This is a genomic window from Streptomyces sp. NPDC093097 (genome assembly GCF_044754325.1).
In the GTDB taxonomy this organism is placed as follows: Bacteria; Actinomycetota; Actinomycetes; order Streptomycetales; family Streptomycetaceae; genus Streptomyces.
Genome location: NZ_JBIVOW010000016.1, coordinates 39,908 through 54,566, shown reverse-complemented (window position 1 = coordinate 54,566; position 14,659 = coordinate 39,908). Strand labels below are relative to the sequence as shown.

Annotated in this window: 12 protein-coding genes and 1 pseudogene; 10 read left to right on the top strand and 3 right to left on the bottom strand. The window is 71.3% G+C overall.

Annotation, left to right across the window (positions count from 1 at the left end):
• Nucleotides 1–42: 42 nt before the first annotated feature.
• The 8 genes and pseudogenes from ACIQE0_RS25295 to ACIQE0_RS25260 all read left to right on the top strand — a co-directional run.
• Nucleotides 43–288: pseudogene (locus ACIQE0_RS25295) on the top strand (hypothetical protein); the annotation flags it as partial.
• Nucleotides 289–374: 86 nt separating this feature from the next.
• Nucleotides 375–755, top strand: a complete 381-nt coding sequence (locus ACIQE0_RS25290; protein WP_402336222.1) for a helix-turn-helix domain-containing protein — start codon at nucleotides 375–377, stop codon at nucleotides 753–755.
• A 171-nt stretch (nucleotides 756–926) separates the two neighbouring features.
• Nucleotides 927–1,439: a 2-oxo-4-hydroxy-4-carboxy-5-ureidoimidazoline decarboxylase gene (gene uraD, locus ACIQE0_RS25285; RefSeq protein ID WP_402336219.1), complete on the top strand. Its 513-nt coding sequence runs from the start codon at nucleotides 927–929 to the stop codon at nucleotides 1,437–1,439.
• Nucleotides 1,436–1,921: a hydroxyisourate hydrolase gene (locus ACIQE0_RS25280; RefSeq protein ID WP_402336216.1), complete on the top strand. Its 486-nt coding sequence runs from the start codon at nucleotides 1,436–1,438 to the stop codon at nucleotides 1,919–1,921. Before uraD ends, ACIQE0_RS25280 begins: the two co-directional genes overlap by 4 nt.
• 7 nt (nucleotides 1,922–1,928) lie before the next feature.
• Nucleotides 1,929–2,861: a factor-independent urate hydroxylase gene (pucL, locus tag ACIQE0_RS25275; RefSeq protein ID WP_402336214.1), complete on the top strand. Its 933-nt coding sequence runs from the start codon at nucleotides 1,929–1,931 to the stop codon at nucleotides 2,859–2,861.
• A gap of 136 nt (nucleotides 2,862–2,997) precedes the next feature.
• The gene (locus ACIQE0_RS25270; protein ID WP_402336211.1) at nucleotides 2,998–4,401 is read left to right on the top strand and encodes a nucleobase:cation symporter-2 family protein; all 1,404 of its coding nucleotides are present in this window, start codon (nucleotides 2,998–3,000) and stop codon (nucleotides 4,399–4,401) included.
• Between the two features lie 45 nt (nucleotides 4,402–4,446).
• Nucleotides 4,447–5,850 (top strand): 8-oxoguanine deaminase, encoded by a 1,404-nt coding sequence (locus ACIQE0_RS25265; protein WP_402336208.1) that lies wholly within the window; start codon nucleotides 4,447–4,449, stop codon nucleotides 5,848–5,850.
• 266 nt (nucleotides 5,851–6,116) lie between these two features.
• Nucleotides 6,117–7,571, top strand: coding sequence for a nucleobase:cation symporter-2 family protein (locus ACIQE0_RS25260; RefSeq protein ID WP_402336205.1), 1,455 nt, complete (start codon nucleotides 6,117–6,119; stop codon nucleotides 7,569–7,571).
• Nucleotides 7,572–7,651: 80 nt separating this feature from the next.
• On the opposite strand, the gene ACIQE0_RS25255 is transcribed toward ACIQE0_RS25260, so the two are convergent.
• Together ACIQE0_RS25255 and ACIQE0_RS25250 are read right to left on the bottom strand one after the other, a co-directional pair.
• Nucleotides 7,652–8,512 carry a chitosanase gene (locus tag ACIQE0_RS25255; protein ID WP_366331539.1) on the bottom strand — a complete coding sequence of 287 codons (861 nt, stop codon included), beginning with the start codon at nucleotides 8,510–8,512 and terminating at the stop codon, nucleotides 7,652–7,654.
• Between the two features lie 181 nt (nucleotides 8,513–8,693).
• Nucleotides 8,694–9,269: a TetR/AcrR family transcriptional regulator gene (locus ACIQE0_RS25250; RefSeq protein ID WP_402336202.1), complete on the bottom strand. Its 576-nt coding sequence runs from the start codon at nucleotides 9,267–9,269 to the stop codon at nucleotides 8,694–8,696.
• 216 nt (nucleotides 9,270–9,485) lie between these two features.
• Here ACIQE0_RS25250 and ACIQE0_RS25245 point away from each other — a divergent pair, with 216 nt between their 5' ends.
• On the top strand, nucleotides 9,486–10,868 hold the full coding sequence (locus ACIQE0_RS25245) for a M20/M25/M40 family metallo-hydrolase (RefSeq protein ID WP_402336198.1): 1,383 nt from the start codon (nucleotides 9,486–9,488) through the stop codon (nucleotides 10,866–10,868).
• Nucleotides 10,865–12,430, top strand: coding sequence for a YfcC family protein (locus tag ACIQE0_RS25240; protein WP_402336195.1), 1,566 nt, complete (start codon nucleotides 10,865–10,867; stop codon nucleotides 12,428–12,430). Before ACIQE0_RS25245 ends, ACIQE0_RS25240 begins: the two co-directional genes overlap by 4 nt.
• Nucleotides 12,431–12,674: 244 nt before the next feature.
• Here the strand turns inward: ACIQE0_RS25240 and aceB are convergent, their stop codons facing one another.
• Nucleotides 12,675–14,315 carry a malate synthase A gene (gene aceB / locus ACIQE0_RS25235; RefSeq protein WP_402336192.1) on the bottom strand — a complete coding sequence of 547 codons (1,641 nt, stop codon included), beginning with the start codon at nucleotides 14,313–14,315 and terminating at the stop codon, nucleotides 12,675–12,677.
• Nucleotides 14,316–14,659 lie beyond the last annotated feature (344 nt).

The window sequence follows — 14,659 nt, the reverse complement described above, 5'->3', positions numbered from 1 at the left end:
AATTTCTGGTCGACGGGCCCCACCGCGCGTAGGTTGAACGGCGTGCGATTGAGAGTTGAGTTCACGACGGAGCCGTTCGATCTGGACGAGGCGCCGGCCCATGCCGTGGTGGCGCGGGAGATCGTCACCGGCGCCCAGTTGGACGCCGTCGACGTCGGTCCCTTCGGCAACACCGCGGAGGGGGACGTCGACCGGGTGCTGGGCGCGGTCGACTCCCTGCTGCGGCGGTCCCTGGAGGCGGGTGCCACCCGGGTATCCCTCCAGGTCAATGTGATCGCGGACGGCGGTGGCGGCGCGGCGGCGCCGGGCGTCTCCGCCCGGGACGGCGGCGGGCGGCAGGCGGGCGGCGCGGCCGGACGTGTGGGGGAGGCGACGTGACGGAGCCCGTCGACCACCCCTTCGTCCGCGCGGTCAAGCCGCTGGTGGACGCGATGGGTGCCCAGATGATCGCGCCGGACCAGGCCGGCGGCGACGATGTGGTGCTGTCCTGGGAGGGCGAGGACCGGATGGCCGTCCGGCTCCCGCACCTGTCGGACTCGCTCGACCACATCCTCGCCGAGCTCCAGCGCCGGCACGGTATGCCGCTGTCTGAACTCGACCGCAAGACCAAGCAGTCGGTGGTGCGCATCTTGGAGAGCCGGGGCGCCTTCTCCGTCCGGCACGGCGTGGAGACCGTCGCGGCCGCCCTCGGCGTGAGCCGGTTCACCGTCTACAACTACCTCAACCGCGAAAGCGCCGCGAAGAGCGCCGAGTGAGGCGAAGGGGGTGCAACTCCCCCTGCAATGGCCGAAGTCGCCGTCCGTCAACTCCGGGCGGCGGCTTTTGTGTTGCCGACTTTTCAACAAAGTGTTGACGTGATGTTGCCGGAGGTCTTAGCTGTTTCCAGCCAACCAGAGCTGTCCAGCACCAGGCCACGGAGGCTTCCCGTGTCTTCGAGTACGCCCGAGGGGCTTACCCGGTTCAACGCCGTCGATGCCGGCGAGGCTCAGGCCGCCCTGCACGAGGTGTGCGCCAGCCGCGCATGGGGGAACAAGGTCCTCGCCCAGCGCCCCTACCCCACCGCCGACGCCCTGTTCGCCGCCAGCGACGCCGCCGTGGCCGAGCTGACCGCCCAGGACCTGGCCGAGGCGATGGCGGGGCACCCGCCCATAGGCAGACCCAAGCCGGGCGACCCCACCTCCAGCCGCGAGCAGAGCGGGATGGCCGGCGCCTCCGACGCACTCAAGGCGGAGATGCTCGAACTCAACCTGGCCTACCAGGAGAAGTTCGGGCACGTCTTCTTGATCTGCGCCTCCGGACGCACCGGCGAGCAGATGCGCGAGGCGGTCCGCTCCCGGATCGGCAACACGCCGGAGAGGGAACGCGAGATCGTCCGCGGTGAGCTCGGCAAGATCAACCGCATCCGCCTGAACCGCATCGCAGAAGGAGACCCAGCATGAGCAGCGAGCCGGCCGCACCGACGTCGGTGTCCACGCACATCCTGGACACCAGCGTGGGCCGCCCCGCGGAGGGCGTCGCCCTCACGCTCGCGGTGCGCTCCGGCAGCGCGGGAGCCTGGACAGCCCACGGTGCCGGCCGGACCGACGCCGACGGGCGCTGCAAGGACCTGCCGGCCCTGCCGGAGGGAACCACCCACGTACGCATCGAGTTCGCGACCGAGGCGTACTTCCTTTCCAAACAGCACAGCCTTTCCGAACAGCACAGCCTTCCCGAACAGCACAGCGTCTCGGACCAGCACAGCGCTTCACCCCAGCACAGCGTCAACCAGCAAGCCGAGGAACAGCAGGACGCCCCCGCGCCACGGGACAGCGGAGCCTTCTTCCCGGAGGTGGCAATCACCTTTGCCGTCAAGCCGGGCGAGCACTATCACGTACCGCTGCTGCTCAACCCGTTCGGCTACTCCGTATACCGAGGGAGCTAGCACCGACATGCCCACGATTCTCGGCCAGAACCAGTACGGCAAGGCGGAAAACCGCGTCGTCAAGATCACCCGCGACGGCGCCACCCACCACATCAAGGACCTCAACGTCTCGGTCGCGCTCTCCGGCGACCTGGAAGACGTCCACCTCTCCGGCTCCAACGCCCACTGCCTGCCCACCGACACCACCAAGAACACCGTGTACGCCTTCGCCAAGGAGTACGGCATCGAGTCGGCGGAGCAGTTCGGCATCCACTTGGCCCGGCACTTCGTCACCAGTCAGGAGCCGATCAAGCGGGCCCGGATCCGGATCGAGGACTACGCCTGGGAGCGCATCGAGACCTCCGACGCCAACTCGCAGTTCATCGGCGCCGAGGAGGTCAAGCACTCCTTCGTCCGCAAGGGCCAGGAGACCCGGCTGACCGAGATCACCTACGACGGTGAGAAGTGGGAGGTCATCTCCGGTCTGAAGGACCTGGTCGTGATGAACTCCACCAACTCGGAGTTCTGGGGCTACATCAAGGACAAGTACACGACCCTGAAGGAGGCGTACGACCGCATCCTGGCCACGCAGGTCTCCAGCCGCTGGCGCTTCAACTGGACCGACGACGAGCAGCGGATGCCCCACTGGGAGCGTTCGTACGCGCAGGTCAAGAAGCACATGCTGCAGGCCTTCGCGGAGACCTACAGCCTCTCGCTCCAGCAGACGCTGTACCAGATGGGATCGCGCGTCATCAACAACCGGTCCGAGGTGGACGAGATCCGCTTCTCGCTCCCGAACAAGCACCACTTCCTCGTGGACCTGGAGCCCTTCGGGCTCAAGAACGATACCGCCGAGGGGGCCGTCTACTACGCGGCGGACCGCCCGTACGGCCTGATCGAAGCCACTGTTCTGCGCGACGGTGTCGAAGCCCGGATCCCGATGGATCTGACGAACCTCTAGGTCTCCTTCGCACCCTCCCGTCTGCCGGGCGGCAGGGTGAGAAGAAGGACCTGGCGGCTTACGACGCAACGCCGTGCCTCGCGTCCCCTCCCCACCCCGCAGGGGGAGGGGACGTGATTTCCGAGGGGATCGACCCATGGCACAGCACGAGCAAGCCCCCCACCACCCTGCCCCACCGGTCCACCCGGTGGACGAGAAGCCGACCGTCAGACGGCTCGTCCCCGCCGCCCTCCAGCACATCGCGGCGATGTACGCCGGCGTCGTCACCCCTCCGCTCATCGTCGGCCAGGCCGTCGAGCTGGACGCCGCCGGCCGGACCCGGCTGATCGCCGCCAGTCTGCTCATCGCCGGCCTCGCGACGCTGGTGCAGACGCTCGGCATCGGCACCTTCGTCGGCAACCGCCTCCCGTTCGTCAACGCGGCCAGCTCCGCCGGCATCACCCCGATGCTCGCCATCGCCGAGACCACCGCCAAAGGGCACCAACTCCCCGCCATCTACGGGGCGGTGATGTGTGCCGGCGCCTTCTGCCTGGCGATCGGCCCGTTCTTCGGCAGGCTCCTGCGCTTCTTCCCGCCGCTGGTCACCGGCGTGGTGATCACCCTCATCGGGGTGACGCTGATGCCCGTACCGGTCGGCTGGGCCCAGGGCGGCGACAAGCACGCCGCCGACTTCGGATCGATGAAGAACCTCGCGCTGGCCGGCTTCACCCTCCTGGTGGTGCTGCTCATCCAGCGCTTCGCCAAGGGCTTCCTCAAGCAGGTCGCGCTGCTGATCGGCCTGGTCGTCGGCACCCTCGCGGCGATCCCGTTCGGCATGGCCGGCTTCGACGGGCTGCGCTCGGCGCCGATCGCCGCGCTGCCCACCCCGTTCGCCTTCGGGCCGCCGGAGTTCCAGCCCGCCGCGATCCTCTCGCTGTGCATCGTGATGCTGGTGCTGATGACGGAGTCGTCGGCCGGGATGCTCGCCCTCGGCGAGATCTGCGACCGCACGACCACCGGCGCCACCATCACCCGCGGACTGCGCACCGACGGCATCGCCACCCTCCTCGGCCCGCTCGTCGGCGGCTTCCCGACCAGCGCCTTCGCGCAGAACGTCGGCGTCGTCTCGCTGACCCGGGTCCGTAGCCGCTATGTCGTCGCGCTGGCCGGCCTGGTGCTCCTGCTCCTGGGCGCCTTCCCCGTCCTGGGCGCGGTGGTCTCGCTGGTGCCGATGCCGGTCCTGGGCGGCGCGGGCATCGTGCTGTTCGGATCGATCGCGGTCAGCGGTATCCGCACGCTCTCCGAAGCCGGGCTCGACGACAGCTCCAACATCATCCTGGTGGCCGTCTCGCTCGGCGCGGGGATCATCCCGCTGGCCGCACCGACCTTCTACGCCGAATTCCCCGCCTGGGCACAGACCGTGCTCGGCTCCGGCATCAGCGCCGGAGCGCTCGTCGCGGTCCTGCTCAACCTGTTCTTCCACCACCTCGGCACCCGGGGCACCCCACGGGCGGCGGTCCTGTCAGCCGCCTCGCCCGGCTCCGGCACTCACATCCCGTAGGGCCATGCCGTGCCCGAACCGCCACGAAAGCACGAGGAAAGCAGCATGGCAGCATCGGCATTCCCTGACAGCGCGGTGCAGCAGCGCATCGTCATCGAGAACTGCGCCATCGCGACCATCGACGCCGACGACACCGAGTACGCCGGCGGTCACGTCGTCATCGCCGGCAACACCATCGAGTCCGTCGGCGCCGGCAAGGCGCCCGAGGGGCTGGCCAACGTCGTCCGCCGCGTGGACGGCACCGGCCACCTGGCCACTCCGGGCCTGATCAACACCCATCACCACTTCTACCAGTGGCTCACCCGGGGCCTGGCCACCGACCACAACCTCTTCGACTGGCTGGTCGCGCTCTACCCGACCTGGGCCCGGATCGACGCGCAGATGCTCACCGCGGCCACCCACGGCTCGCTCGGCATGATGGTCAAGGGAGGTGTCACCACCGCCTGCGACCACCACTACGTCTTCCCGCGCGGCGCGGGGGACTTGGTGGCCGCCGAGCTGGCCGCGGCCGCCGACATCGGCGCCCGGATCACCCTGGCCCGCGGCTCGATGGACCGCAGCGAGAAGGACGGCGGCCTGCCGCCGGACTTCGCCGTGGAGACCACCGAGGGCGCCCTGATCGCCACCGAAGCGGCCGTCGACGCGCACCACGACGCGTCGTTCGGCTCGATGGTGCACCTCGCCGTGGCGCCCTGCTCGCCGTTCTCGGTCTCCACCGAACTCCTCCGCGAGGGCGCCGCGCTCGCCCGCCGCAAGGGCGTCCGGATGCACACCCACGGCTCGGAGACGGTGGAGGAGGAGGCGTTCTGCCACGAGCTGTTCGGCATGGGCCCGACCGACTACCTCGCGTCGACGGGCTGGCTCGGGGAGGACGTGTGGATGGCCCACTGCGTCCACATGAACGACTCCGACATCGCCGCCTTCGCCCGCACCGGGACCGGCGTGGCGCACTGCCCGTCCTCCAACGCCCGCCTGGCCGCCGGGATCGCCCGCGTCCCGGACCTGCTCGCGGCCGGCGTCCCGGTCGGTCTGGGCGTCGACGGCACCGCCTCCAACGAGTCCGGCGAACTCCGCACCGAACTGCGCAACGCGCTGCTCATCAACCGCCTCGGCGCCCACCGGGAGGCCGCCCTGAACGCCCGCGCGGCGCTGCGGCTGGGCACCCACGGCGGCGCCCAAGTCCTCGGCCGGGCCGCCGAGATCGGCTCCCTGGAGCCCGGCAAGCTCGCCGACCTGGTCCTGTGGAAACTGGACGGTCTGGGCCACGCCTCGATCGCCGACCCGGTCACCGCCCTGGTCTTCGGGCCGCCGGCCCCGGTCACGCTGTCGCTGGTCGACGGCCGGCCGGTGGTCGAGGACGACCACCTCACCACCGTCGACGAGGACGCCATCGCCCGCGCCACGCGGTCCGAGGCCCGGCGGCTGGCCCGTATCGCGGCCGGGGGCTGATCCCTCCGGACGCGGTACACCCAGGACTCGGTCGGGAGGGACGGCTCCCGGCCGAGCTTGCGGATCCGAGCGGAGTCCGCAAGCGCCGGTCGGGGCGCGGCAGCGCCGCACCCCGGCCGGCCCCGACCCGCCGTCGACGCGCCACAAGCGCGGCCACCGACACGCTCACCAGCGTGCCGTCCGGCATCACCGCACCACATGGCACGACCTCCGTGACAGGCTCGCTCCGCCGGTTTCCGGCGAGCAGAAATCGAAGGAGGCCCGCAGTGGCCGCAATTACCGGGCAGACGTCGAAGGAGGACCGGAAGCATCCGGTCGACGCGACCCTCCCGCCCTTCAAGATGTTCACCAGTGGCCTGCAGCACGTGGCCGCCAGTTACGCGGGCGTGGTGGCCCCGCCGATGATCGTGGGGCCCGCCTGCGGGCTCGCCCCCACCGAGACCGCGTTCCTGATGGGTGCCAGCCTCTTCACCGCGGGCATCGCCACCCTCCTGCAGACCCTGGGCTTCTGGAAGGTCGGCGCCAAGCTCCCCTTCGTCAACGGCGTCTCCTTCGCCGGGGTCACCCCCATGGTGGCGATCGCCAAGGAGCACGGCGCCCGCGACGCCCTACCGGTGATCTTCGGGGCGGTGCTCGTCGCCGGAGTGCTGGGCTTCCTCCTCGCCCCCTACTTCTCCAGACTCGTCCGCTTCTTCCCGCCGGTGGTCACCGGCACCGTCATCACCCTGATCGGCGTCTCGCTGCTCCCGGTCGCCTTCCGCTGGTCCCAGGGCGGTAACGAACAGGCCGCGGACTACGGCTCGTTGACGAACATCGCGATGGCCGCGGCCACCTTCCTGATCGTGCTGGTGCTGCGCCGGGTACTGCGCGGCTTCCTCCAGCAGATCGCGATCCTGCTCGGCCTGGTCGCCGGCACGCTGATCGCGATCCCGGTCGGCATCACCGACTTCTCGGCGCTGACCAAGGCCGGCCTGATCGGCTTCCCGACGCCGTTCCACTTCGGCACCCCGCAGTTCGACGTCGCCGCGATCGTCTCGATGTGCATCGTGATGCTGGTCTGCATGACCGAGTCCACCGCCGACATGCTCGCCCTCGGCCGGATCGTGGGCCGCCCGGCCGACGAGCGCACCATCGCCGGCGGACTGCGCGCCGACACCCTCGGCTCGGCCCTCAGCCCGCTCTTCAACGGCTTCGCCAACAGCGCCTTCGCGCAGAACATCGGCCTGGTCGCGATGACCAGGGTCCGCAGCCGCTTCGTGGTGGCCACCAGCGGCGTGATCCTGATCGTGCTCGGTCTGTGTCCGGTGGCGGCCTCGGTCATCTCCCTGGTCCCGCTGCCCGTGCTGGGCGGCGCCGGCATCGTCCTGTTCGGCTCGGTCGCCGCCAGCGGCGTCCAGACGCTGGCCGGTGCCGCCATGGAGAAGGGCGACAACGCGCTGATCGTCGCCGCCGCGGTCGGCGTCGGCCTGATCCCCATCGCGGCCCCGGAGTTCTACCACGCCTTCCCCAAGGACCTGCTGGTCGTCCTGGACTCCGGGATCAGCACCGGCTGCCTGGTCGCCATCGTCCTCAACCTCGCCTTCAACCACCTCGGGAAGAAGGGCGCCGCCGACGGCCCCGAGGCGGACGGGGACCCCGCCGAGGCCGCCCCCGAGATACCCCGGCAGTCCGCCCGCGGCCGTCTGGGCGACGACGAGGCCGCCGCCTCGCCCGCCCACTGACCCGGCCCGTCCCACCGGCAACGGCCCGCAGGGGAGCGGCAACCGCCGCCTCCCTACGGGCCGTCGGGCTCCCTTGCGGGTCAGCCGATGTGGTAGCTGTCCCCGTACACCTTCCAGTTCAGCGGCGTGTGCAGGTCCAGGTTGCCGGCCTTGAGGAACACCCGCTGCGCGGTGTCCACCCGGCTGGTGTCGCTGTGCGCCTCCTCCTGCTTCATCGCCCAGACCCGGGCGTCGAGGAAGGCGGACAGATAGGCCTTCTCGTCGCCGCCCTGGGCCGGCGGCTTGGCCTTGGCCAGCGCGCGCTTGCGGATGTTGGAGAAGCTGGTCTTGTCGTCCCCGTCGCCGTGCATCACGATCGCGTCGTAGTACGCGAACTGGCCCAGGACGCCGATCCCGTCGGCCTTGCCCTGCTTGACCGCGGGGTTGAAGTACACCCGGTCCCGCTCGTCGTTCTGCGCCTTCTGGAAGGCCGTGTCCTGGGCGGCCTTGCGCCAGTCCTTCTTGTAGTTGGGGTCCAGGCCCTCGTGCGAGTCGCTGCCGTCGACCTTGCGCAGCGCCGGCAGGTACTTGGCCAGGATGTTGTCCGGCTTCCGCTTGGTGTAGAGCTCGACCAGCTCCAGCATGTCGTGGGTGCCGGAGGTGAAGCCGATGATGCCGCCGGTGTAGCCGCGGCCGTCACCGATGTCGTCGATGTACTTGTACTGGTCCTTCCAGTCCAGCGAGGAGTTCTCCGCGCTGGACACCAGCTGCATGGCGATTTCCTTCTTCGCCGGGTCGTCCAGCCCGGTGGCGGCCTTCGCGGTGTGCGGTGCGGCCTGGGCGGTGGCGGCAGCCGGAGCGGCCGGCCCCGCGGTGGCGGCGACCGCGGTCGTGGGGATGGCGAGCAGCGCCAGGCCGAGCGCGACGCGGGTGACGGGTTTGGCCATCGATCGGGAACGCATGGAGTCCTCCTATGTGGAGTGGGCCGTGGGGGATTCCCCAATCGTTAGGAAGCTTTCCTATCAGACTCCGCAGGCGCCGTACAGGCGTCCCGTGCGCCCAACTTGGCGCGCCTGGCGGGAAGTTGATGCGCGGTCCGCTGCCACCGCGGGGTGTCCGCCCCGGAGCGCGCGCCGGCGTCCGTCAGCCGACCTGGACGCCCAACAACCCGCCCACCAGCGCCCGCATCTCCTCGACGGGGTCGAACGCGCCGTCCGGAAAGGCCAGTTGACGCAGGACCACGCCCTCCAGGTGGTCCACCAGAATCCGGCCGTGCCGCTCCGGCGCCCCGGAGCCCAGTCGGCGCACCCACTCCGTGCTGTGCCGCAGCACCGCCTGCCGGCCCCGGCCGAGCGGCGCCCGCAGCTCCGGCCGCGCCGACGACTCCAGGAGCAGCGCCCACCGCGCGGCCGTACGGGACCGCCCCGGGCCCGCGGCGTACCGGGCGAACGCGGCCAGCGCGTCGGCCAGTTCACCGGGCCCGACCGGCGCCGGCCCCGAGGCCAGCGCCTCCCACTCCCGCCGCTCCAGCGCCGGCAGATGCCCGGCGATGCCGTCGATCAGCGCCGCCCGGTTGCGGAAGTAGTTGGAGGTGGTCCCCGTCGGCACGCCCGCGGCCCGATCCACGGCCTGGTACGTCAGCCGTCGCGTCCCCTGGTCGCCCAACACCTCGACCGCCGCGTCCAGCACCTGCTCCCGCCGCCGCGCCACCCGTTCCACCCACCCGCTCTTACAACTCCGCTACTACGCCCATAGTAGTGCGATTCCGCCGAGCCCCGCGGCGCGCAGGCCGGCGCCGCACGAGGGCCGCCGACCGCGTCCGGCAACGTGGCGACCCCCTCGCACGCAAGGCGCCCGATATGGTGCTGTTCGGCCAAAAAACTCACACTTAGTCAACGTGTGTGCCCGCCGGGCGCCACAGAGAGGGGGCCCGCGGTGCCCCACCACACCACCCCGGACCCGGCACCGTCGCTGGAAGCCGTCGTCGACGGCCTGATGGACGACCTCTGCACCGACCTCAAACGCCTCGCCGCCATCCCGTCCATCGCCTTCCCCGGCTTCTCGCCCGAACCGGTCCTCCAGGCCCGCGACCTCCTCGTCGCACTCCTCCGCGAGGCCGGCGTGACCGAGATCGGCGAGCTGAACCTCCCCCGCACCGCCCCGGTGATCACCGCCCACGTCCCCCCGCCCACCCCGAACGCCCCCACCGTCCTCCTCTACGCGCACTACGACGTACAGCCACCGGGCGACGAACACCTCTGGGACTCCCCGCCGTTCGCACCGACCGACGTCGACGGCGGCATCCGGGCTCGCGGCATCGCCGACGACAAGGCCAACGTGATGGTGCACCTCGGCGCCCTCCGGGCGTTCGGCGGCCGCCCGCCGGTGGGCCTCACCCTCGTCTTCGAGGGACAGGAGGAGTACGGCAGCGCCTTCGACGACTACCCGCCGACCGACCCCGCCGCCTTCGCCTGCGACGCGATGGTCATCGCCGACACCGGCAACCTCCGCCCCGGCACCCCCACCCTCGTCACCGCCCTCCGCGGCACCGTCGAGGTCCTCGTCGAGGTCCGCACCCTCGACGCCGCCGTCCACAGCGGCTCGTACGGCGGCGCCGCCCCGGACGCGCTGCTCGTCCTCCTCAAGGCGCTCGGCACCCTCCACGACCTCCACGGCGACGTCGCCGTGGCGGGCCTGCGCCGCGAACCGTGGCCCGGGAACGCGCTCGACGAGGCCGAGTTCCGCGAGCTGGCCGGGGTCCGCGCGGACCTGCCGCTGTTCGGCACCGGCGGGCTCGGCGAACGCCTGTGGAGCGGCCCGGCACTCACCGTCGTCGGCCTGGACGCGCCCTCCGTCGAGCGCGGCGCCTCCGCCGTCGTCCCGCACGCCCGCGCCAAGCTCAACCTCCGTGTCCACCCCCGGCAGGACCCCAAGGAGGCCCAGGACGCCCTCGTCCGTCACCTGCGACGCCTGCGCCCCTTCGGCATCCCGCTCACCGTCACCCCCGGCGAAACCGGCCCCGGCTACGAGGCCGCCACCGACGGCCCCGCCTACCGCGCCGCCCGCACCGCGCTCCGCCGCGCCTGGGGCAGCGACCCCTTCCTCGCGGCGACCGGCGGTTCCGTCCCGCTGGTCAACGGCCTGGCCGCGGCGGCGCCGCAGGCCGAGGTCCTGCTCTTCGGCGCCGAGGACAACCTCTGCAACCTGCACGGCCCCAACGAACGGGTCCTGCTCCGCGAACTCCGCGCCGCGGTCCTGGCCGAGGCCGCCTTCTTCGCCGAGTACGCCGCCGGGCACCGGCCGGGAGGAACGGCATGACCCCCGGGGCGCCCGACGACGGCGCCCCGACGCCGCCCACCGCCGACGACGAGGAAGGCCAGGACCCGGGCCCCGGAGGGCACTTCACCTTCCCCAGCGCCCTGACCGTCCTGGTCCTGGTCACCGTCGCCGTCTGGGCCCTGGCCTTCGTCCTCCCCTCCGGCAGCTACACCCGCACCGCCGCCGGCCGCCCCCTCCAGGGCACCTACCACCCCGCGCCCTCCGGCCGGACGTTCCCCGAGCGGCTCGGCGACCTCTTCCTCTCGCCCGTCAACGGCCTCTACGGAGTCAAGGACGCCCGGACCGGCCTGGTGGGGCCGGACCTCAGCGGCGAACTGTTCGGCAGCGCCGGCGTCTTTCTCTTCGTCCTGGCCATCGGCGCCTTCATCACCGTCGTCTTCGCCACCGGCGCCCTGGACCGCGGCATCGGCCGCCTCGCCCACCGCCTCCGCGACCGCGGCGCCCTCCTCATCGCCGGGGTGATGGGGGTCTTCTCCCTCCTCGGCACCGTCGAGGGCTTCGCCGAGGAGACCCTGGGCTTCTACGGCCTGCTCGTCCCCCTGATGCTGGCCCTCGGCTTCGACCGGCTGGTGGCCACCGGCGCGATCATCCTCGGCGCCGGTATCGGCGTCCTGTGCTCCACCGTCAACCCGTTCGCCACCGGCGTCGCCTCCGCCGCCGCCGAGATCTCCCTCGGTGACGGCATCACCCTGCGCGTCGCCATGTGGCTGGTGCTGACCGCCGCCACCCTCGCCTACGTCATCCGCTACGCCCGCCGGGTGCGCGCCGACCCCGACCGCTCCCTGTGCGGCTTCCGCCCCGGCGACCGCGAGCACGCCCAGACCGCCCCGGACGCCGCCGAACCCCCGCCGCTGACCGCCCTCCACAAGGCGGTCCTGCTCACCGTCACCCTGCTCTTCGCCTTCATGGTCTTCTCGGTGATCCCGTGGTCCGGCGCCCTCACCGGCCGCGCCGACGCACGCCCCTACGCCTGGGAACTGGACTGGTCCTTCCCGGAGTTGGCGGCGATGTTCCTCGTCGGATCGGTACTGGTCGGCCTGCTGGCCCGGATGGGCGAACAGCGACTGACCGCCACCTTCGTCCAGGGCGCCGCCGACTTCATCTCACCCGCCCTGGTCATCGTCCTGGCCCGCGGCGTCACCGTCATCATGAACAACGCCAAGGTCACCGACACCGTGCTGCACTCCATCGAGGGCGTCGTCGCGGGCACCCCCGCGGCCCTCTTCGGCGTCATCGTCTTCGTCGTCAACCTCCCGCTGGCCTTCCTGATCCCCTCCACCTCCGGCCACGCCACCCTCGCCATGCCCATCCTCGCCCCGCTCGCCGACTTCGCCGGCGTCACCCGCCCCGTCGTCGCCACCGCATGGCAGGCCGCCAGCGGCTGGATGAACCTCTGGGTCCCCACCACCGCCGTCGTCATGGGCGGCGTCTCCCTCGCCAAGGTCGGCTACGACACCTACCTCCGCTTCGCCGCCCCCTACCTCGCCCTCCTCTTCTGCCTGATCTGCGCATTCGTGGCGCTGGGGGCGGTGGTCGGCTAGGGCGTGTCGTCAAACTGGCGGTGTTCGGCCGGAGGCCGGGCCGTGCGGCGTCTGGTGCGTGCGATCGCAAGGCGGAGGGCTGCCCCGATACCGGGCGTATCGGGGCAGTCCGACAACGCGGCGAGGGCGCGTGCCAGGCGTCGCACGGCAGACGCCAGTTCGACGACACGCCCTAGCGCGAAGGGCCCGCGCGGACCCCAAGTCAGGGGTGTGCGCGGGCCCTTCGGTGTCCTGGTGCCCCGGGTCAGTCCAGCAGTTCGTAGGCCGGGAGGGTCAGGAAGTCGGCGTAGTCGGCGTCCAGGGAGACCTTCAGGAGAAGGTCGTGGGCCTGCTGCCACTTGCCGGCGGCGAAGGTGTCCTCGCCCAACTCGGTGCGGATCGCGGCCAGTTCGGCGGCTGCGATCTTGCGGACGAGGTCGGCGGTGGCCGTGGTGCCGGCGTGTGCGCCGTCCTGGAAGACGACGCCGGCGTCGACCCACTGCCAGATCTGGGAGCGGGAGATCTCGGCCGTGGCGGCGTCCTCCATCAGGCCGAAGATGGCGACCGCGCCGAGGCCGCGCAGCCACGCCTCGATGTAGCGGGTGCCGACCTGGACGGCGTCCACCAGGCCCTGGTAAGTCGGCCTGGCGGCCAGGGAGTCGACGGCGATGAGGTCGGCGGCCTTGACGTCGACGTCCTCGCGCAGGCGGTGCTTCTGGTGGGGCCGGTCGCCGAGGACGGCGTCGAAGCAGGCGCGGGCGACCGGGACCAGGTCGGGGTGGGCGACCCAGGAGCCGTCGAAGCCGTCGCCGGCCTCCCGGTCCTTGTCGTTCTTGACCTTGGCCAGGGCCCTCTCGTTGGCCTCGGGGTCCTTGCGGTTGGGGATGAAGGCCGCCATGCCGCCGATGGCGTGCGCCCCGCGCTTGTGGCAGGTGCGGACCAGCAGTTCGGTGTAGGCGCGCATGAACGGGGCGGTCATGGTGACCGCGTTGCGGTCCGGGAGGACGAACTTGGCGCCGCCGTCACGGAAGTTCTTGACGATGGAGAAGAGGTAGTCCCAGCGGCCGGCGTTCAGGCCCGAGGCGTGGTCGCGCAGCTCGTAGAGGATCTCCTCCATCTCGTACGCGGCGGTGATGGTCTCGATGAGGACCGTGGCGCGGATGGTGCCCTGCGGGACGCCGACGTAGTCCTGGGCGAAGACGAAGATCTCGTTCCAGAGGCGGGCCTCCAGGTGCGACTCGGTCTTCGGGAGGTAGAAGTACGGGCCCTTGCTGAGGTCCAGCAGGCGCTGGGCGTTGTGGAAGAAGTAGAGGCCGAAGTCGACCAGGGCGCCGGGGACCGGGCGGCCCTCGACGACCAGGTGGCGCTCCTCCAGGTGCCAGCCGCGCGGCCGCATCACCACGGTGGCCAGCTCCTCGGCCGGCTTCAGAGCGTAGGACTTGCCGGTGCGGGCGTCGGTGAAGTCGATCCGCCGCTCGTAGGCGTCGATCAGGTTGAGCTGGCCGCCCACGACGTTCTCCCAGGTGGGAGCGGAGGCGTCCTCGAAGTCGGCGAGCCACACCTTGGCGCCGGAGTTGAGCGCGTTGATGGTCATCTTGCGGTCGGTGGGACCGGTGATCTCGACCCGGCGGTCGGTGAGCGCGGCGGGCGCCCCGGCCACCTTCCAGCTGTCGTCCGCGCGGATCTGCGCGGTCTCGGGCAGGAAGTCCAGCGTGCTGGTCCGGGCGATCTCGGCGCGGCGCTCGGCGCGGCGGGCGAGCAGCTCGTCACGGCGGGGCGTGAACCGCCGGTGCAGCTCGGCGACGAAGGCGAGTGCGGCATCGGTGAGGACTTCGCCCTGGCGTTCCGGGGAGCGCGCGGGGTCGACGTCGACGATGGCCAGCGGGGACGGCGCTGGTGCGGACATGAGCTGTCACTCCATTCAGCGGCGGTGCCTGGCGGCCGCCGGGGCACCTGGGCGGCACGGGGTGCCGCGGGTTCCGAGATACGGTCGCGAGCGCCGTACGGGTCGTAGGGCGCTTCTGACCAGTGGAGACTAGTTTCCTTATCGCGGAACTTCAATGGTTTGTTGACGTCGAGATTCTCCGGGTCGACACAGGTGGTGATCGAATGGCTCCCGGTGCCACGGCGGCCGCTCTCCATGCCTTCCACTCCGCGGCGGCTGAATCCCGTCAACTTACGGCCGGATAAGGCGTGTTGGTCCTCTGTGGACCTCGCCGGTGCGGCCTGTCGGGGCGCCGCGCCGCCGCG

Excerpts from the sequence above, each read along its gene's own strand:
- ACIQE0_RS25280 (WP_402336216.1), top strand. The coding sequence starts at position 1,436 with ATGAGCAGCGAGCCGGCCGCACCGACGTCGGTGTCCACGCACATCCTG.
- pucL (WP_402336214.1), top strand. The coding sequence starts at position 1,929 with ATGCCCACGATTCTCGGCCAGAACCAGTACGGCAAGGCGGAAAACCGC.
- ACIQE0_RS25270 (WP_402336211.1), top strand. The coding sequence starts at position 2,998 with ATGGCACAGCACGAGCAAGCCCCCCACCACCCTGCCCCACCGGTCCAC.
- ACIQE0_RS25265 (WP_402336208.1), top strand. The coding sequence starts at position 4,447 with ATGGCAGCATCGGCATTCCCTGACAGCGCGGTGCAGCAGCGCATCGTC.
- ACIQE0_RS25255 (WP_366331539.1), bottom strand. The coding sequence starts at position 8,512 with ATGCGTTCCCGATCGATGGCCAAACCCGTCACCCGCGTCGCGCTCGGC.
- ACIQE0_RS25240 (WP_402336195.1), top strand. The coding sequence starts at position 10,865 with ATGACCCCCGGGGCGCCCGACGACGGCGCCCCGACGCCGCCCACCGCC.
- aceB (WP_402336192.1), bottom strand. The coding sequence starts at position 14,315 with ATGTCCGCACCAGCGCCGTCCCCGCTGGCCATCGTCGACGTCGACCCC.